Source organism: Nocardioides sp., from assembly GCF_016462705.1.
In the GTDB taxonomy this organism is placed as follows: Bacteria; Actinomycetota; Actinomycetes; order Propionibacteriales; family Nocardioidaceae; genus Nocardioides.
Window position 1 is genome coordinate 1 of sequence record NZ_JAEMSS010000084.1, and the last position, 17,246, is coordinate 17,246.

The following is a 17,246-nucleotide window of genomic DNA, read 5'->3' on the forward strand; positions in this document are numbered from 1 at the left end:
GCGGCCACGCGGCCGAGCTGGCCGGGATGCCGAGCGCCGATCTGGCCAACCTCATCCAGGACCTCAACGACCAGATGAAGGGCGCCGCCGCCGAGCTGCAGTTCGAGCTCGCCGCCCGGCTGCGCGACGAGATCGGCGAGCTCAAGAAGGAGCTCCGCCAGATGATGGAGGCGACGAAGTAGTGCCCGCTCGAGAGATCCAGGTGACCTTCGACTGCGCCGACCCGCGGTCCCTGTCCGAGTTCTGGTGCGAGGTCCTCGGCTACGTGATGCCGCCCCCGCCACCGGGCTTCGAGAGCTGGGACGCCTTCCGGGAGACGCTGCCCGAGCACCTCCGCAACAGCGCCTCGGCCTGCGAGGACCCCGACGGCAACGGCCCGCGGGTGTTCTTCCAGCGTGTGCCCGAGGGCAAGGCGGCCAAGAACCGGGTCCACCTCGACGTGCGGGCCGCGCCCGGGCTCGCGGGCGAGGACCGGATGGCCGCCCTCGAGGCGGAGGGCGAGCGCCTCGTCGCCCTGGGTGCCACCCGGGTCGAGCGGCACGAGCCGAGCCCACCGATGGCCGCCGGCCACCTGGTCATGCGGGACCCCGAGGACAACGAGTTCTGCCTAGACTGAACGGGCTCATTGCCCGTTCGCATGCCCTCACTGACGGTCCTGCGAATCGAACGGAACGCCCAAACAGCCGTCCAATTCTGGCCTATGGTGCGGACATGACCGACAACACGGGGAACGGGAACTCAGGCACCCCTCCAGGCTGGTATCCGGACGGGCAGGGCAACACACGATGGTGGGACGGGTCGTCATGGTCCGAGGCCACTCAAGGCGTAGGCGCGACCCCGCCTGGGGGTGCCCCACAAGCGCCCACAGCGGCAATGCAGCCGAAGAACACCAAGGCGGAGGGCAAGGCGGCCAAGGCCTACGCGAAGGCGTCCCGCCCCTGGTTCAAGAAGAAGCGATGGTGGCTCGCGGGCGGCGTACTGATCCTCATCATCGCTATTGCGGCGGGAGGCAGCGGGGGCGGCGACGACGACAACACCGCGAACGACGACAACGGGTCGTCCTCCACCGAGAACTCCACTCCCGACGCTGAAGCCCCGTCCGAGGGGGATGAGCCAGAGCCGGAGCCGGAGCCAGAGCCAGAGCCAGAGCCAGAGCCAGAGCCAGAACTGACCGCCTCGCAGGAAAACGCCATCGAGGCTGCCGAGAACTACTTGAGCTTCGCGGGCTTCTCCAAGAAGGGCCTGATCCGCCAGCTCTCCTCACCTGCGGGCGACAACTACCCCAAGGCCGACGCCGTGTTCGCCGTGAACCAACTCGACGTGGACTGGAGGGAAGAGGCGGTGGAATCGGCCGAGCAATATCTGGAGTTCACGTCGTTCTCCCGCGACGGACTCATCCAACAGCTGACCTCGTCCGCTGGAGATATGTACACCCTGGCGGAGGCCGAGTACGCAGCCGACAAGGTGGGTCTCTAACGCATGACCCTGATCCGTCGCCCCGCCAAGAACGGGGCGACGGGCCAGGCCCCGTGGCGGTCCGGTGCTGGGCTGCCAACACCACCGGGCCACCCGTCGGACGACTAGGCCGACCAGTTGCTCCGCAGCACGTCAGTCCTGGTCGAGACTCGATCGCCCATTTCAGATTGTCAGCAGATCTTCGGCGATAGCCGCTGCGGAACGCAGATCCTCCTCAGGCAGATCCCCAGCGTGGGCGATGGTGTTCCGTGCTCCGCGGACAATGTCCACTTCTTTCTGAATGTCTCAACGAAGCGCCTCGCCTGCGGATCGATCGCGTCGGCGTCGCCCAGTCTTCTGCCACGTGGTCGCCGCCCCGGAGGTCGGCGTGACGCCAGAGGCACTTCGGCCCTGACCGGGCGGAAGCTGGCTGCGCGATGCTGTGCGCGTGGAGGCCTACCTGCTCCTGGCGGCGGCCGTGTTCGGCATCAACCTGCTGCCGGCGTTCGGGCCGCCCACCTGGGCAGTCCTGGTGCTGTTCCACCTCAACGGCGACTACTGGCTGCCCGGGCTGGTCGTGGTGGGTGCCGTCTGCGCGGCGAGCGGTCGTCTGGTCCTGGCGATGGTGACGAGGCGGCTCGGCAAGCGGCTGCCGGCACGATGGCGGGTCAACGCCGAGGCCGCGGGGGAGCGGCTCGCCGCGAACCGTGGCCGGTCCCTGGCCGGGCTGGCCCTGTTCGCCGTGTCGCCGGTGCCCTCGGCGCAGCTGTTCGAGGCGGCCGGGCTGATGTCGGTGCGGCTGCTCCCGTTGACCGCGGCGTTCTTCGCGGGCCGCACGGTCAGCTACACCGTCTACTCCAAGACCGCGGACACGCTCAGCGAGACCGACACCGGCGAGACCCTGCTCGCCTCGATCACCTCGCCGTGGGGGGTGGTGCTGCAGGTGGCGATGCTGGTGGGGATCGTCCTGCTCGGCCGGGTCGACTGGGGTCACGTCGGCCGCGAGCGGCCGGTGGCCTGAGCCCAGACCTGGGTCCAGCACCGGGCGGAGCGCGTCGTACGGTCGGGGGGTGAGGCGCGCCTGGGCCGTGTGGGGCGTGGCGCTGGTGGCGTACCTGCTCGCGATCTTCCACCGGTCCTCGCTCGCGGTGGCCGGGCTCGCGGCCACTGACCGGTTCGACATCACCGCGGCCCAGCTGGCGACGTTCACGATGCTCCAGCTCCTCGTCTATGCCGGTATGCAGATCCCCGTGGGCCTCCTGGTCGACCGGTTCGGGCCCCGGAACGTGATCCTGTGCGGCGCCGTCGTGCTCACGGCGGCCCAGGCGGGGTTCGCCGTGGCGGACTCGTACGCTGCGGCCCTGGGTGCCCGGCTGTTCGTCGGCCTCGGCGACGCGATGACCTTCATCTGCCTGCTCCGGCTGGTCGTCAGCTGGTTCCCGGGTCGCCGGGTCCCGCTGCTCACGGCGCTGTCCGGGACGCTGGGGCAGCTGGGCGCCATCGCGGCGGCGGCCCCCATGACCTGGGCACTGGGCAACCTCGGCTGGACCCGCGCCTACCTGGTCGCCGCGGCGGTCAGCGTGGTCGTGGCGGTGGCGGTCGCGGTGGTCGTGCACGACGCGCCGGACCGACGCAGCCGGCGGGGTCCGCAGCTGACGTTCGCGGCGGTGCGCTCGAGCCTGACGGCGTCGTGGTCACACCCGGGGACCAGGCTGGGGTTCTGGATGCACTTCGTCAGCCAGTTCAGCGCCACGGCGATGACCCTGTTGTGGGGGTTCCCGTTCCTGGTCCGTGGCGAGGGACTGTCGCCGGCGCGGGCGGGCCTGCTGCTGAGCCTGGTGGTGGTCGCCATCATGTACAGCGGCCCGACGATCGGCTGGGTCATCGGCAGGCACCCCTGGCACCGCTCGACCACGGTGCTCGCCATCGTGTGGGCGATCGTCGGCGTGTGGACGGCGGTCCTGCTCTGGCCCGGGCCGGCGCCGTTCTGGCTCCTGGTCCTGCTGACCCAGGTGATCGGCATCGGCGGGCCCGCGTCGATGATCGGTTTCGACCTCGCGCGCACCTCCAACCCGGCCGAGCGGCTGGCCAGCGCCAACGGAATCATCAACCAGGCCGGCTTCGCGGCCAGCCTCGTCGTGGTCGTCGCGATCGGCGTCGTCCTCGACTGGCAGACACCGGGCGGTGGCTCCGACTACTCGCCCCGGGCGTTCCAGCTGGCGATGGCCACGCAGTACCCGGTCTGGGCGCTGGGCCTGCTGCAGGTCTGGCGCTACCGGCGACGGGTCCGGGCGGTCGTCGACCGCGAGGAGCTGACCGCGCAGGCGCGAGCCGAGGGCTGAGCCAGTGGTCGCCGCCGGTGGGTACCTTGCCCGCATGACCAGCACCCCCATCGACCTCGGCCGACCTGTCTCCGGTGACGTCGTCGAGCTCATCCTCGACGACCACCGACGTTTCGAGACCCTGCTGCGCGACCTGCGCGACAGCTCCTCGGACCGGGACGCCGTACGGCGGGCCCTCGCCACCCTGCACACCGCGCACGCCATCGCCGAGGAGACGCACGTCTACCCCAAGCTCGAGCGCAAGGACGCGATCTCGCAGGAGGAGGCCGAGCACGGGGAGCACGAGCACGCGGAGGGTCACGAGGCCCTGCTCGCCGTCCTGGAGCTGAAGGGGACCGACACCGACGCGTTCGACGACGCCGTCGAGGAGCTCGCCAAGGTGCTCAACCACCACCTGACGGAGGAGGAGCTGACGATCCTCAACCCGGCCCGCGACGAGGTGGGCGAACGGGTCCGGGCCCAGCTCGGCGAGGCGTTCGCGACCGAGCGCAACCGTCAGATCGACGAGGGTTGCGGGTCTGCGGAGCAGATCCGCGAGCTGGTGGCGCGGGCCCGGCGCAAGGGGCTCCTGGACGAGGACCAGGACGACGAGTAGCCCGGATCACCCCGCGGAGGACTACGGGGCGGACGCGACCAGCGTGTCCCGGAAGTCCGCGAGCGCCCGGAGGTCGGCGGTGAGGAGGTCCCGGACCTCGTCGAGCCGGTCCGACAGGTCGGAGAGTGGTACGCCGCTGCGCACCGCGTCCTCCAGCTGCCGAGCGGCCTCACCGCCGTGGTTGGCCCCGAGGTTGAGGGCGGCGCCGGCGAGCCGGTGCGAGGTGGCACCGAGCTGCTCGGAGTCACCCGCCGCCGCTGCCTCGGCCATCGTCTCGAGGTCGACGGGTGCCTTCCGGAGAAGGTTGCCGATCGCGCGCGCGACGTAGGAGGTCTCTCCGGTCCCGCCGTCCAGGGCACGCAGCTCCTCGAGTCGCTCGAGGTCCAGCCGGACCAGCGAGGACGCCCCGTCGGACGCGTCGGTGCACCACCTCTCCAGCGTCGTCGACAGCCGGTCGACGTCGACCGGCTTGGTGAGGAAGTCGTCCATGCCGGCGTCCAGGCACCGCTCGCGGACGCCGTCGACGGCGGCCGCCGTCATCGCGATGATCGGGGTCCGCGACCCCGACTCGGCCGCGCGGATCGCCCGGGTGGCGGCGTACCCGTCGAGCCCAGGCATCTGGACGTCCATGAGGATCGCGGCGAAAGCGCCCTGGGCGGCCGCCGCCACCCCGGCATGACCGTCCTCCGCGGTGACCACGCCGTAGCCGAGGGCGGTGAGCATGCCGGAGGCGACCAGCTGGTTGACGGGGTTGTCCTCCACGACCAGCACGACCCCCTTGTCAGGTGCGGAGCCGGGCGGCGGGGACAACGACTGGTGGTCCAGGTGGGTCATCAGCGGAACGACCTCCTCCAAGGCAGCGCGGTCGAGGACGGCGGTGAACGTGAAGACGCTCCCTCCGCCGGGGTTGGGGTCGTAGGTGATGTCGCCGCCCATCGCGGAGGCGAGCTCCCGGGAGATCGCGAGCCCGAGGCCCGTTCCGCCGTAGAGCCGCGTGGTCGAGGAGTCGGCCTGGACGAACGGCTCGAACAGCCGTGACACCTTGGCCTTGCTGACGCCCACGCCCGAGTCCCTGACCACGACCCGCAGCAGCCACGTCTCCTCGGACGCCGGCTCGCCGCCGACCTCGACCGACACGGAGCCGGCCGTGGTGAACTTGACCGCGTTGGCGACCAGGTTGGTCACGACCTGGGCGACCTTGGTGGGGTCTCCGGTGAGGGCGTCCGGCAGCCCGTCGGCGCAGGTGACGGTGACGCCGACGCCCTTGTCGCGGGCGCCCTCGGCCTGCACGGCGACGACCTCGGTCAGCAGGGGAGCCACCTCGAACGGGATCGACTCGAGCTCGAGCCGGCCGGCCTCGATCTTGGAGAAGTCGAGGACGTCGTTGATGATGCCGAGCAGCGCCCGACCCGACACCAGCAGCCCGGTGACCAGGCGGGTCTGCTCCTCGTCCAGGTCGGTGCGCAGCAACAGGTCGTTGAGCCCGATGACGCCGTTGAGCGGAGTTCGGATCTCGTGGCTCATCGTGGCGAGGAACTCCGACTTGAGGCGGGACGCCTCCATCGCCTCGTCGCGGGCCTGGGCGAGCTGGGCCTGGGCCCGCTCCCGCTCGGCGACCCGGGCGAGCTGCTGGGCCACCTGCCTGGCCATCGACTCGATCAGCTCGAACCGGAAGAGAGGCGGCGCCGAGGTGATCACGATGACGGCGTAGACGTCGTCGTCGAGCAGGATCGGGAAGGCCATCGTGAGCCGGCGCTCGTCCCAGACGATCCCGCCCGAGTCGGCGCACCGCTGGGCGAGGAGGAGCTCAGCGGCCACCCGCGGGTCACCCTGGTCCTCATCACGGTCGGACTCCCAGGCGTAGAAGGGCACCATGGTGGTGCTGTCCGGCCCCTCCGGCACGAACGCCCGGGCCCGCTCCCAGTCGTCGTGCAGGAGGATGAGGCTGCGCGCGTGCCGCAGCACGTCGACCAGGGTCGTCGCCTCGTTGGCCGTGCTGGCGACGGCCTGCAGCAGCTGCTTCTGGCTGATCTCGTCGGCGAGGGCCTCCTCGTGGGCGCGCAGCGACTCGATCAGCGTCCGCCGGTCCTCGTACGGGCTGTGCCGGTGGAGCAGCCCGGCGATCCGACCCTGGGAGTCCCGCAGCGCGGTCTCCTTGCACAGCGTCCAGGTGCCCTCGCCGTCGGCGCGCACCCAGTGCACCTCGACATCGGTCTCGTTGAGCGTGCCGTGCCGGCGCAGGTCCTCCAGATGCGCGGCGAACTGCTCGCGCCCCTGCTCGTCGAGCGTGTCGAAGACGCTCAGGGTTCCCAGCTCGGAGACCGGTATCCGGTGGATGCGGGCGATCTCGGGGTTCGCGTAGAGGGTGCGACCCTCCAGGTCGATGACCCAGATGCCGTCCGGCGAGGTCTCGACGATGTCCCGGTAGAGGTCGGTGAGGTCCATGTCCATGCTCCGTACGACGCTATCTCTCGCGCGCCCCGCCTGCCGCGCATTGCCTCAACCGTGACCCCAGGATGATTCGGCCTGGATCCAGGCTTAGGTTCTCCGCGTGACCTCCGGCACCCGGCAGCGCCTCCTGGACGCGGCCCTGCGCGCGTTCGCCGACCAGGGGGTCGCCGGTGCGTCGCTGGTCGAGATCACCCGCCAGGCCGGACAGCGCAACCGCGGAGCGGTCCACTACCACTTCGGAGGTCGCGAGGGTCTGCTCGTCGCGGTGCTGGAGGAGCAGTCGGGGTTCCTCGCCGAGCGTGAGGGACAGCTGCTGCAGGTGGCCCGCACGACCCCGCCGGACGACGTGGCCCGCGTGGTCGAGGCGATCGTCCGCCCGGCGGTCGAGCTGGCCGAGACCGGGTGGCGCGGTAGTGCCTACCTGTCGATCGTCGGCGAGCTGGTCGAGCAGGACCAGGACGCCCTGGGGGAGCAGGTGGCGGCGGCGCTGCGGCACACGGGCGGGTACGACGTGTTCGACCTGCTCGTCGAGCGGCTGCCGCCCATGGACGGCGCGCTCCGCGACGAGCGGTTCGCGTTGGCCACGGCGTACATCCTGGGCGCCGTGGCGAGGCGGGCCCGGGCAGCGGACCGCCCGGGACGGCCGCAGCTGCCGTCGGAGCGGTTCGTGGCCAACCTGGTGCAGACCACCGCGGCGATGCTGACGGCCCCCACCGCCGGAATCTGAACGAGACCCCTTGACCCTTAAAGAGACCTCTTAGTACGGTCCGCCCCATCCTGCGAAAGGTTGGGCATGAGAGCGGTACGGGTCGGTCGGTTCGGTGAGCCCGAGGACGTCGTCGAGATCGGCGAGGTCGAGCCCCCGACGCCGGGACCGGGGGAGGTGCTGGTGCGGGTCGCTGCCGGCTCACTCAACTTCGGTGACGTCGCCCGGTGTCGTGGCGGGGTGGCCGCGGTGACGCCCGAGCCGCCGTTCACCCTCGGCATGGACATGGCCGGGGTCGTCGAGTCGGCGGGGGAGGGCCTCGAGGAGTGGGTCGGCCGGCGGGTCGTCGGCATCGCCCAGCAGTCACTGGGCGGCCTGGCCGAGCTCGCGGTCGCCGGGACGGTCTTCGACGCGCCACCTGAGCTGGACGACGAGGAGGCGGCTGCCTTCACCCTGCCGTTCCACGTGTCCTACCTGGCACTGCACGAGCGCGCCGGACTCCAGGACGGAGAGACCGTGCTGGTGCGTGGCGGTGCCAGCGCGGTCGGGACGGCCGCGATCCAGCTCGCGAAGGCCGCGGGCGCGCGGGTCATCGCGGTCGCAGGAGGCCCCGAGAAGGGGCAGGTGTGCCGCGAGCTCGGCGCGGACGTGGTCCTCGACCACCGCAGGGACGACCTGTTCGCAGCGGTCATGGACGACACCGACGACCGCGGCGCCGACGTGGTCTTCGACCCCATCGGCGGCGAGGCCACCGAGGCGATCTGGACCTGCGCGGCCCTGGGCGGCCGCTACCTCGCGGTCGGCTTCAACGACGACGCGCAGTCCGGCATGACCGGGCGGCCGCTGCGCAAGGTGTCCATGCTCAACCTCACCGTGATGGGCGTGCTGCTGGCCTACTTCGACACCCCGCGTGCGTTCCGGCAGTTCGGCATCAACGCCTTCCCGCCCGAGACCGGCCGCCGGGTGCACGAGCGTCTCTGCGAGCTGGTGGCCAGCGGGGCGGTCCGGCCGCAGATCGGGCGCCGGATCGGGATGGACGGCGTCGGCCGGGCGCTGGCCGACCACGCCGCAGGCCTCACGTCCGGTCGCACCGTCGTCCGGATCGGCCCGGCGGCGTGAACGCCGACCAGGTCCTGGCCGAGGCCTGCGAGCAGACCGGGCTGGACGACCTCGGCGACGGTGGCGAGGTCGCGCTCGCGGGCCTCGCGGCGTACGTCGAGGCCTGCGACGCCGAGGCCGACCTCAGCGAGCTCGGCGGCCTGGTGGTGCACGGCGCGCTGGTCGCCGCTCTGGCCAACCGGCTCCGGGTGGCCGACCACGTCGCCCGGCACCCCGAGGTCCGCGAGCGCCCGATCGAGGCCCCGGTCGTCGTCGTCGGCCTCTTCCGGGCCGGCACCACGCTCATCTCCAACCTGCTCGACCAGGACCCGGACAACCGGGCCCTGCTGCGCTGGGAGTCCGGGGACTCGGTCCCGCCGCCGGCGCCGCACGAGCTGCGCACCGGACCACGGGTCGAGGCCGGGCAGGCCGGCGTCGACATGCTCGAGGCCATCAACCCCGGCATCCGGGCGATCCACCACGAGGACGCCGACGCGCCGACCGAGTGCATCGCGGTGCTGGGGCAGGCCTTCCAGAGCATCTCGTGGGAGGCACTGGCCAACGTGCCGTCGTACGCCGAGTGGTGGCGCTCGTCCGACCTGACCGCCGGCTACGGCTACCACCGCGACGTCCTCCAGGTGCTCCAGAGCAACGGCTGCGAGGGCCGCTGGACCCTCAAGAGCCCCGGGCACGCCCTGGCGCTGGACGCGCTGACGGCGGTCTACCCGGATGCTCAGCTGGTCGTGCTGCACCGCGACCCGGTCACCCTCACCGCCTCGGTGTCCAGCCTCATCCACACCATGTCGTCGGCGTTCAGCGACGCCGACCACCGGCCCTACATCCGCGAGCACTGGACCCGGACGCTCGAGGACTGCATCGCCCGCATCGACGCCTTCGACGGCGCACATCCCGGCCGGCTGCACCACGTGCAGTACGCCGACCTGGTCACCGACCCCGTGGGCACTGTGCGCCGGCTGTACGGCGCCCTCGGCATCGAGGCCACGGACCAGGCGATGGACGCGATCGCCGCCCACGTGCAGGACCGTCCTCGAGGAGCGTTCGGCGTGCACAGCTACGACCTGGAGTCCTACGGCCTGGTCGAGGACGAGCTGCGCGAGCGGTTCTCCGGCTACGTGGAGCGCTACGCGGTCCCCCGCGAGGCGCCCGCCGGCTGACGCGGACGAGCGGAGCGATGGCGGCGCAGTCAGCCCTCGGCGGCACCCTCGTCGGCACCCTCGGCGTGGAAGGCCGCCCGCATGCGCAGGTCGCTGCGGGGGTCGGCCGGCGCGCAGCAGCCGAGCGCCGAGGCCCGGGTCCGCCGGGTCGTCGCCGAGAGCGCGAGGACCAGTCCCACGAACAGCGCGAGCACGAGCAGAGCCGTCACCGCACGCCTCCTCCTGCCTGGGGACCCCGGGGGGAACGCCGCCCTGACGACCGTACGATGACCCGGTGTCCGGGTCTACTGCAGGTCGAAGAGGTCGTCGTCGTCACGGGGTCGCAGCCCTTGCCCTCGCTGCCGGTCTGCTGCTCACCGGCTGCGGCGAGGACTCGGACGAGGACGGCGCCGGCTCCGCGGGCACCGGGGCCGACCACAACGCCGCGGACGTCGCCTTCGCGAGCGACATGATCCAGCACCACGCCCAGGCCCTGGCGATGGTCGACCTGACCGTCGAGCGGTCGCTGGACCCGGAGGTCCAGGCCCTCGCCGAGGCGATCCGCGCGGCCCAGGGTCCCGAGATCGAGACCATGACGGACTGGCTGACCGAGTGGGGCGAGCCCGTCCCCGCCACCGTGCGTGACCACGTGAACGCCGAGGACGACCACGGCGGCGATCACGGCGACGACGGCGAGGCCGGCGACGACGGGGAGCACGGGGACGACACCGGAATGGACATGCCGGGGATGATGAGCGACGAGCAGATGGACGAGCTCGCGGCTGCGACCGATGCCGACTTCCAGGACCTGTTCCTCGAGATGATGGTCGAGCACCACGAGGGCGCGATCGAGATGGCCCGCACCGAGCAGGACGACGGCCGCTACCCGCCCGCGGTGGCCCTGGCGGAGCAGATCGAGACCGCGCAGGCGGCCGAGATCGAGACCATGGAGGGCCTGCTCTCGTAGATCTCCGGCTGACGCCGGAATATCCGTACGTCCGTGCGGTTGTACGGACATGAACTCCACGCACGCACATCCCGTGGACGCGGCCGCGGTCACCCGCGCCCAGGCGTCCGGACTCTCCCGGGAGGACGCCGACCGCCTCAGCGACCTGCTCGGGCTGTTGGCCGACCCGGTCCGGCTCCGGATCCTCTTCAGCCTGCTCGCCGCCGACGAGCTCTGCGTCGGCGACCTGGCCCTGGCGGTGGGCGTCTCGATGGACCAGTCGTCGTACGCCCTCAAGCTGCTCCGGGCCGACGGCGTCGTCCGGTCCCGGCGGGCCGGCCGGGTCATCTACTACCGGTTGGCCGACGACTTCCCCCAGGAGCTGCTCGACCACTGCCTGCGCCAGCTGCTCACCATCGCATCGAAGGAGGGACGGTCATGACCACCGGACACGACCACCACGGGCACGACACCCACACACCGACCACGCCGGCCACGACATGGGCGGCAACGTCAACCGGATGGCGGCCAGCGCCACCCTGCACTGCCTGACCGGCTGCGCCATCGGTGAGATCGTCGGTCTGATGATCGGCACGGCCATCGGCCTGGCGACCCTGCCGACCATTGCCCTGGCGGTCGGGCTGGCCTTCCTGTTCGGCTACGCCCTGTCGACGCTGCCGCTGCTCAAGGCGGGGCTCGGCGTCGGTGCCGCCCTCACCGTGGTGCTCGCGGCGGACACGCTGTCGATCCTGACCATGGAGGTCGTGGACAACGCGGTCATGGCCGTGATCCCGGGCGCCATGGACGCGGGGCTCGTCAACCCGGTCTTCTGGGTCGGCATGATGATCGCCCTCTCGGTGGCGTTCCTCGCGGCGTACCCCGTCAATCGCTACCTGCTCCAGCGGGGCAAGGGTCACGCGCTGACCCACGAGTTCCACGGCCGCCCGGCGGCGACCACCGGGGCCCGGCGGTTCATCCCCGACCTGGCCTCGACGACCCTGGCCGCGGTCATCATCAGCTTCATGCTCGGTGGCCTCGTGGTCTCGATCGCCGACGAGCTGGAGTCGGACGACGCGCCGGCGCCGGCCCACGGGGAGGCCCTGCCGGCGGCTCGCGGCTGAAGCGGTCGGTCCCGCGAGCCCGGACGGCGGTCGGAAACAGCACCCGGGGGTCTTGCCACCCAAACGCGTAAGCGCTAACTTACGTGTTCGTGACCACTTACCCATTGGACGCGTGGGCCCTCCTGGGTGACGGGAGCCGTCGGTCGATCATCGAGCGGCTGTCGGAGGGTCCCTGCACGGTGACCGAGCTCGCCGGCGCGATGCCGATCAGCCGGCCGGCGGTGAGCCAGCACCTCAAGGTGCTGCGGGACGCGGGGATCGTGCAGGACGCCCAGCAGGGCCGGAACCGCGTCTACAGCATCGACGTCCAGCGGCTGGCCAGGTACCGCAGGCAGCTCGACCAGTTCTGGTCGGACGCCCTCGGCAACCTGGCCGCCGCGTCCACCGACGAGGAAAGAGGAATCGGATGACCATGGAGACCGACGGATCGGTACGGCACGAGGTCGTCGTCGACCTGCCCCGCGAGGACGCGTTCTGGGTCTTCGCGGACCTGGACCGGATCAAGCCGCGCGAGCACAACATGCTGGCCGTGCCCATCGAGCAGACCGTGCTCGAGCAGGAGGTCGGCGGGGCGGTCTACGACCGCGGCGTCGACGGGAGCGTCTGTCGGTGGGGCCGGGTGCTGGCCTTCGACCCGCCGCGCACCATCGCCTTCAGCTGGGACATCGGGCCCGACTGGCAGGTGACGTCGGACCTGAACCGGACGAGCGAGGTCGAGGTGACCTTCACCGCCGAGGGCGAGCGGCGCACCCGGGTCACCCTGGTCCACCGGCACCTCGACCGGCACGGCGACGGCTGGGAGTCGATGGCTGCCGGTGTCGAGGCGCCCGACGGCTGGCCGCTCTACCTGTCGAGGTTCGCGGCGCTGACCCACGGACCTGCCCGGGTGGACGCCGAACAGCCGGGCTGAGCCACGGCGCAGGTACGCCGGGAGGTCTAGCCTGCCCCCCATGGACGTCGCCCGGATGCAGGCGTACTGCCTGGCCAAGCCAGGCGCCTGGCCGGACAACCCGTGGGGGCACGAGCACCCGGTGATCAAGGTCGGCCCGGGGGAGCGCGGCAAGATCTTCGCGTTCCTCGGCGCGGACACGGTCGGCGTGAAGTCGGGCCGGACCCGGGAGGTCGCCGACGAGTGGCTGCACCGACACCCCGACGACGCGGAGGTGATGCGCTACATCGGCCGCTCAGGGTGGAACACGTTGACGATGGGCCGCGGGATCCCCGACGAGGAGCTCCTCGAGGCCGTGGACGAGTCCTACCGGCTGGTGGTCGAGGGGTTGCCGAAGAAGCTGCAGCCGGACGGCTGGGACACCTGAGTCACTCGACCCGGCGCCCGCGGGCGGTCAGCCCGACCAGCCGGGCGATGACCAGACCGACGTAGAGCACCCCGGCCAGCTGCTCCACCATCACGATCGACCGGGCGTGGTTCATGACCGGGACGACGTCGGAGAGGCCCACGCTGGTGAGCGTGGTGAACGACAGGTAGAGGAGCTCGAACCACGGCAGCTCCTCGTCACCGGCGTAGTTCACGAACGAGCCGGGGTCCAGGACCTGGACGGCGGCGTACATGTAGGCGAAGGCCCACGCCACCACGGTGAAGGCGGCTCCCGTGGCGAAGAGCTCGTCGCGCGTCACCCGGTCGTCGTGGAAGAGGTACCGGATCATGGCGTACGAGACGTAGAGGTAGAACGGCACGTGGAAGGCGGCCGAGGCGAGGACGATCCAGTCGACGCTCGGCTCGATCGCCTCGAGCACCGCGAAGACCATCGCAGGGCCGCCCAGGAGGACGCCCGCCCGGCTCAGCGCCGGGGTGCGGCGCACCGCCATCACCGCGGTGAACACCAGGGCCATCTGCGCCACGCCCAGCACCGCGCGCCCGGCCGTCGAGGTGTCGAGGAACGGGTACAGCAGGACCACGACGAGCTGACCGACGAGCAAGATGCCGGACGGGTGCCGCCAGATCGCGGCGAGGACGCGTCTCACTGGTCGCGCTGCTTCTTCTCGAGGGCCTTGGCCTGCTTCTCCTCCAGGCGCCGGACCTCGGAGGCGACGATCGGCCCCCGGCTCGTGGCCGTCTTGAGCAGGTTGAGGAACGTCACGGCCATGACGATCGCGGGCCAGGGGAAGCCCCCGTGGAAGGTGCCCTCCTCCCACCCCACCGCGAACCAGATCGTCCAGCAGACGACCGTCGGGCCCACGAAGCCGAAGAACGCGTTGCGCCGGTCGTCTCGCCACTTCTCCTCGGCACGACGCTGGATGTCGCCCGGCGTCGCCGCCACCAGCGGCACCCGGCCGGACGAGGTGCGGACCGGCAGGCTCGGCACCAGGTCGGCGACGACCGGCGGCAGCTCGCCCAGGGTGCGCGCGGCGAGGACCGACGTGCTGCGCTCGTCGTACTCCGCCCGGTCCAGGCGCCCGTCGGCGAAGGCCTCGGCGAGCACTCCGTGGATCACCTCGCGGTCGGCGTCGGAGGCCCGCAGGGAGGCGACGGCAGGGTCACGCGGGTCGTGGCCGAACGCACCCCAGACCTCCCCTTCCACAAAAGTGATCCTAGGGACACACTTCGGCGTACCTCGACCCGTGTCGTTCCCGGCTTCGGAGCGTTGTCACCGGGAGAGGCGTTTGGAACAGAACAGGAACGCGTTCTAGTGTGTGACGGCCGTCGCAGCACGGGGGAGGTGACCGATGGCGATTACTGCTGCATCGGTCATCAGGGGACCGGGCGAGATGGCGGCCATGGTCGTCCAGGTCACGAAGATCATCTTCACGCGCCCGTTCCAGTTCCGGGAGTTCATCGAGCAGGCCTGGTTCATCACCAGCGTCACGCTGATGCCGACGATCCTGGTGTCGATCCCGTTCGGCGCGGTGATCTCCCTCCAGGTGGGCAACCTGACCGGTCAGCTCGGAGCCCAGTCGTTCGCCGGCGCCACGGCCGTGCTGGCCGTGGTCCGCGAGGCGGCGCCGATCGCGGCCGCGCTGATCATCGCGGGGGCGGCCGGCTCCGCGATCTGCTCGGACATGGGCGCTCGCAAGATCCGCGAGGAGATCGACGCCATGGAGGTGCTCGGCGTCGACCCGCTGGAGCGGTTGGTGGCGCCCCGGGTCGTGGCGACGACGTTCGTGGCGCTGATGATCAACGGCATCGTGATCTCGGCGGGCATCGGCGGCGGCTACTTCTTCACCGTCATCGTCCAGGGCGGGTCCGCAGGCGCCTTCCTGTCGTCCTTCACGGCGCTGGCGACGCTGCCGGACCTCTACATCGCCATGGTGAAGGCGGCCGTCTTCGGCTGGCTGGCGGCCATCGTCGGCGCCTACAAGGGGCTGAACGCCGGTGGCGGTCCCAGTGGTGTCGGGCGGGCGGTCAACGAGGCGGTGATCGTGGCGTTCATGCTGCTGTTCTTCCTCAACGCGATCATCACCGCCATCTACTTCCAAGTCGTCCCACCCCCGGGGCTCTGATGAGCAGCGCCAACAGCTCCGTCGTCCGCTCGGTCGCCAGGTCGGCCGTCGCCACGCCGCGCCGTTCCCTCGAGGGGTACGGCGACCAGCTGCTCTTCTACGTCAAGGCGCTGCTCTGGGTGCCGCGGGCGATCAAGCGCTACCCCCGCGAGATCACCAACACGCTGGCCGAGGTGACCTTCGGGGCCGGTGGCCTCACGCTCATCGCCGGGACCGTCGGCGTGATCGCGTTCCTGGCGTTCTTCGCCGGCACCGAGGTGGGGATCCAGGGCTATGCGTCGCTGAGCCAGCTGGGCGTGGCCAAGTTCAGCGCGTTCATCTCCGCCTACTTCAACACCCGCGAGGTGGCGCCCCTGGTCTCCGCCATCGCGCTGGCGGCCACCGTCGGCTGTGGCTACACCGCGCGGCTCGGCGCGATGCGCATCTCCGAGGAGATCGACGCCCTCGAGGTCATGGGGATCCCGTCCCTGCCCTTCCTGGTGACCACGCGGATGATCGCGGCCTTCATCGCGGTCATCCCGCTCTACGTCGTCGCGCTGTGCGCGTCGTACCTGTCGCCGCGGCTGATCGTCACGCTCATCTACGGCCAGTCCCCGGGCACCTACGACCACTACTTCCTGCAGTTCCTCCCGCCGATCGACATGCTGTGGTCGTTCGGCAAGCTGCTCTTCCTCGCCGCGGCCGTGATCCTCATCCACTGCTACTACGGCTACACCGCGTCGGGCGGCCCGGCCGGCGTGGGGCAGGCCGTGGGGCGGGCGATCCGCACCAGCATCGTGACGATCGTCGTGGCCGACTTCTTCCTCAGCTTCGCCATCTGGGGCTCCACCACCACCGTGCGGATCACGGGGTAGCCGCCATGTTGGTCAACATCCACCACGACAGCAGGCGCGAGCACAACCGCCTGCTGGTGGCCGGCGTCGCCTTCCTGACGGTGATCTCCCTGCTGATCGCGTTCTCGATCGCGATCTACCAGAAGACCTTCGAGCGCAACACGATGATCACGATCCAGGCCGACCGGGCGGGACTGCAGCTCGCCAAGTTCGGCGACGTGCGGGTGAACGGGGCGCTGGTCGGGCAGGTGCGGGGGATCGAGCAGAACGGCAAGAACGCCGAGATCACCGTCGCGCTGCGCCCCGAGGCGGCCGACGACATCCCCGAGAACGTCACCGTCGAGATCCTCCCGACCACACTGTTCGGCCAGAAGTTCATCTCCTTCGTGATGCCTGACGACGCGGCCAGCGCCTCGCTCGAGGACGGGGACGTCATCCCGAAGGACCGGGTCGACACCAACGTCGAGCTCAGCCAGATCCTGGCCGACCTGTTCCCGCTGCTGCGTGCCGTGCGACCCGCCGACCTCAACATGACGCTCAACGCCCTGGCCTCGGCGCTGGAGGGGCGCGGGGAGCAGCTGGGCACGACCCTCGACGACCTGCAGACCTACCTCGCCGAGATCTCGCCCAGCCTGCCGACGCTGCGTGAGGACCTGGTCCGGCTCGCGGACGTCGCCGACACCTACGACCTGGCCGCGCCCGACCTGCTGGCGGTGCTGCGCAACCTGACCGTGACCGCCCGCACCGTCGTCGAGCGACGAGCGGATCTCGACGTCTTCTTCTCCGACCTGACGGGCCTGGCCACCACCTCCACCCGGGTGCTGGGGGACAACGAGGCCAACCTGATCGAGATCGGCCGGGTGAGCGAGCCCCTGCTCAAGCTGCTGGCCGTCTACTCGCCGGAGTTCCCCTGCCTGCTCAAGGGTGCCGCGCGCTACGAGCCGATCCTGTCGAGGACCTTCGAGGGCAACGAGATCAAGCAGTTCATCGAGTTCGGCACCAACCAGTACCGCGCCTACACGGCCGACGACCTGCCCGAGTACGGCGAGGTGGGCAACGGCCCCTGGTGCCAGGGGCTCCCGGACC

Annotated in this window: 22 protein-coding genes; 18 read left to right on the top strand and 4 right to left on the bottom strand. The window is 70.9% G+C overall.

Annotation, left to right across the window (positions count from 1 at the left end):
- From JHD21_RS11940 to JHD21_RS11965, 6 genes are all read left to right on the top strand, one after another.
- Positions 1-182, top strand: a 182-nt coding sequence (locus JHD21_RS11940; RefSeq protein WP_292675309.1) for a UvrB/UvrC motif-containing protein, incomplete at its 5' end; no start/stop codon positions are given.
- Entirely contained in the window at positions 182-616 is a 435-nt protein-coding gene (locus JHD21_RS11945; protein ID WP_292675312.1) for a VOC family protein, read from the top strand. The genes JHD21_RS11940 and JHD21_RS11945, both read left to right, overlap by 1 nt.
- A gap of 95 nt (positions 617-711) precedes the next feature.
- The gene (locus tag JHD21_RS11950) at positions 712-1,476 is read left to right on the top strand and encodes an Ltp family lipoprotein (RefSeq protein ID WP_292675315.1); all 765 of its coding nucleotides are present in this window, start codon (positions 712-714) and stop codon (positions 1,474-1,476) included.
- Positions 1,477-1,903: 427 nt separating this feature from the next.
- The gene (locus tag JHD21_RS11955) at positions 1,904-2,476 is read left to right on the top strand and encodes a hypothetical protein (protein WP_292675319.1); all 573 of its coding nucleotides are present in this window, start codon (positions 1,904-1,906) and stop codon (positions 2,474-2,476) included.
- Positions 2,477-2,525: 49 nt separating this feature from the next.
- Positions 2,526-3,797, top strand: coding sequence for an MFS transporter (locus JHD21_RS11960; protein WP_292675322.1), 1,272 nt, complete (start codon positions 2,526-2,528; stop codon positions 3,795-3,797).
- 34 nt (positions 3,798-3,831) lie between these two features.
- Positions 3,832-4,392: a hemerythrin domain-containing protein gene (locus JHD21_RS11965; protein ID WP_292675325.1), complete on the top strand. Its 561-nt coding sequence runs from the start codon at positions 3,832-3,834 to the stop codon at positions 4,390-4,392.
- A 21-nt stretch (positions 4,393-4,413) separates the two neighbouring features.
- Here JHD21_RS11965 and JHD21_RS11970 read toward each other — a convergent pair whose 3' ends face one another.
- Positions 4,414-6,843, bottom strand: coding sequence for an ATP-binding protein (locus JHD21_RS11970; protein ID WP_292675328.1), 2,430 nt, complete (start codon positions 6,841-6,843; stop codon positions 4,414-4,416).
- A 100-nt stretch (positions 6,844-6,943) separates the two neighbouring features.
- Here JHD21_RS11970 and JHD21_RS11975 point away from each other — a divergent pair, with 100 nt between their 5' ends.
- From JHD21_RS11975 to JHD21_RS11985, 3 genes are all read left to right on the top strand, one after another.
- Positions 6,944-7,570, top strand: a complete 627-nt coding sequence (locus tag JHD21_RS11975) for a TetR family transcriptional regulator (RefSeq protein WP_292675331.1) — start codon at positions 6,944-6,946, stop codon at positions 7,568-7,570.
- 66 nt (positions 7,571-7,636) lie between these two features.
- A complete protein-coding gene (locus JHD21_RS11980) occupies positions 7,637-8,668 on the top strand; it encodes an NADPH:quinone oxidoreductase family protein (protein ID WP_292675335.1) in 1,032 nt (343 codons plus the stop codon).
- Complete coding sequence (locus JHD21_RS11985) at positions 8,665-9,822, top strand: sulfotransferase (protein ID WP_292675338.1); 1,158 nt, start codon at positions 8,665-8,667, stop codon at positions 9,820-9,822. Before JHD21_RS11980 ends, JHD21_RS11985 begins: the two co-directional genes overlap by 4 nt.
- Before the next feature lie 29 nt (positions 9,823-9,851).
- On the opposite strand, the gene JHD21_RS11990 is transcribed toward JHD21_RS11985, so the two are convergent.
- A complete protein-coding gene (locus JHD21_RS11990) occupies positions 9,852-10,031 on the bottom strand; it encodes a hypothetical protein (RefSeq protein WP_292675340.1) in 180 nt (59 codons plus the stop codon).
- Between the two features lie 65 nt (positions 10,032-10,096).
- Between JHD21_RS11990 and JHD21_RS11995 the strand changes: the two genes are divergently transcribed.
- From JHD21_RS11995 to JHD21_RS12020, 6 genes are all read left to right on the top strand, one after another.
- Positions 10,097-10,768 carry a DUF305 domain-containing protein gene (locus tag JHD21_RS11995; RefSeq protein ID WP_292675343.1) on the top strand — a complete coding sequence of 224 codons (672 nt, stop codon included), beginning with the start codon at positions 10,097-10,099 and terminating at the stop codon, positions 10,766-10,768.
- A 49-nt stretch (positions 10,769-10,817) separates the two neighbouring features.
- Positions 10,818-11,189 carry a metalloregulator ArsR/SmtB family transcription factor gene (locus tag JHD21_RS12000; RefSeq protein ID WP_292675345.1) on the top strand — a complete coding sequence of 124 codons (372 nt, stop codon included), beginning with the start codon at positions 10,818-10,820 and terminating at the stop codon, positions 11,187-11,189.
- Positions 11,190-11,247: 58 nt separating this feature from the next.
- The gene (locus tag JHD21_RS12005) at positions 11,248-11,868 is read left to right on the top strand and encodes a DUF4396 domain-containing protein (RefSeq protein ID WP_292675348.1); all 621 of its coding nucleotides are present in this window, start codon (positions 11,248-11,250) and stop codon (positions 11,866-11,868) included.
- Between the two features lie 89 nt (positions 11,869-11,957).
- A complete protein-coding gene (locus JHD21_RS12010; RefSeq protein WP_292675351.1) occupies positions 11,958-12,278 on the top strand; it encodes a metalloregulator ArsR/SmtB family transcription factor in 321 nt (106 codons plus the stop codon).
- Positions 12,275-12,778 (top strand): SRPBCC family protein, encoded by a 504-nt coding sequence (locus JHD21_RS12015; RefSeq protein ID WP_292675354.1) that lies wholly within the window; start codon positions 12,275-12,277, stop codon positions 12,776-12,778. The genes JHD21_RS12010 and JHD21_RS12015 overlap by 4 nt, the downstream gene beginning before the upstream one ends.
- Before the next feature lie 40 nt (positions 12,779-12,818).
- The gene (locus tag JHD21_RS12020; RefSeq protein ID WP_292675357.1) at positions 12,819-13,184 is read left to right on the top strand and encodes an MmcQ/YjbR family DNA-binding protein; all 366 of its coding nucleotides are present in this window, start codon (positions 12,819-12,821) and stop codon (positions 13,182-13,184) included.
- A 1-nt stretch (position 13,185) separates the two neighbouring features.
- Here the strand turns inward: JHD21_RS12020 and JHD21_RS12025 are convergent, their stop codons facing one another.
- Together JHD21_RS12025 and JHD21_RS12030 are read right to left on the bottom strand one after the other, a co-directional pair.
- Entirely contained in the window at positions 13,186-13,851 is a 666-nt protein-coding gene (locus JHD21_RS12025) for a potassium channel family protein (RefSeq protein WP_292675360.1), read from the bottom strand.
- Positions 13,848-14,408 carry a DUF1707 domain-containing protein gene (locus JHD21_RS12030; RefSeq protein WP_292675363.1) on the bottom strand — a complete coding sequence of 187 codons (561 nt, stop codon included), beginning with the start codon at positions 14,406-14,408 and terminating at the stop codon, positions 13,848-13,850. The genes JHD21_RS12025 and JHD21_RS12030 overlap by 4 nt, the downstream gene beginning before the upstream one ends.
- 145 nt (positions 14,409-14,553) lie before the next feature.
- On the opposite strand from JHD21_RS12030, the gene JHD21_RS12035 reads away from it, so the two are divergent.
- The 3 genes from JHD21_RS12035 to JHD21_RS12045 form a co-directional block, all read left to right on the top strand.
- Complete coding sequence (locus JHD21_RS12035) at positions 14,554-15,327, top strand: ABC transporter permease (protein ID WP_292675366.1); 774 nt, start codon at positions 14,554-14,556, stop codon at positions 15,325-15,327.
- Complete coding sequence (locus tag JHD21_RS12040) at positions 15,327-16,181, top strand: ABC transporter permease (protein ID WP_292675370.1); 855 nt, start codon at positions 15,327-15,329, stop codon at positions 16,179-16,181. Before JHD21_RS12035 ends, JHD21_RS12040 begins: the two co-directional genes overlap by 1 nt.
- 5 nt (positions 16,182-16,186) lie before the next feature.
- On the top strand, positions 16,187-17,246 hold a 1,060-nt coding region (locus tag JHD21_RS12045; RefSeq protein ID WP_292675373.1), incomplete at its 3' end, for an MCE family protein.

Excerpts from the sequence above, each read along its gene's own strand:
- JHD21_RS12035 (WP_292675366.1), top strand. The coding sequence starts at position 14,554 with ATGGCGATTACTGCTGCATCGGTCATCAGGGGACCGGGCGAGATGGCG.
- JHD21_RS11980 (WP_292675335.1), top strand. The coding sequence starts at position 7,637 with ATGAGAGCGGTACGGGTCGGTCGGTTCGGTGAGCCCGAGGACGTCGTC.
- JHD21_RS11950 (WP_292675315.1), top strand. The coding sequence starts at position 712 with ATGACCGACAACACGGGGAACGGGAACTCAGGCACCCCTCCAGGCTGG.
- JHD21_RS12020 (WP_292675357.1), top strand. The coding sequence starts at position 12,819 with ATGGACGTCGCCCGGATGCAGGCGTACTGCCTGGCCAAGCCAGGCGCC.
- JHD21_RS12040 (WP_292675370.1), top strand. The coding sequence starts at position 15,327 with ATGAGCAGCGCCAACAGCTCCGTCGTCCGCTCGGTCGCCAGGTCGGCC.
- JHD21_RS12005 (WP_292675348.1), top strand. The coding sequence starts at position 11,248 with ATGGGCGGCAACGTCAACCGGATGGCGGCCAGCGCCACCCTGCACTGC.
- JHD21_RS12000 (WP_292675345.1), top strand. The coding sequence starts at position 10,818 with ATGAACTCCACGCACGCACATCCCGTGGACGCGGCCGCGGTCACCCGC.
- JHD21_RS11970 (WP_292675328.1), bottom strand. The coding sequence starts at position 6,843 with ATGGACATGGACCTCACCGACCTCTACCGGGACATCGTCGAGACCTCG.
- JHD21_RS11965 (WP_292675325.1), top strand. The coding sequence starts at position 3,832 with ATGACCAGCACCCCCATCGACCTCGGCCGACCTGTCTCCGGTGACGTC.
- JHD21_RS12015 (WP_292675354.1), top strand. The coding sequence starts at position 12,275 with ATGACCATGGAGACCGACGGATCGGTACGGCACGAGGTCGTCGTCGAC.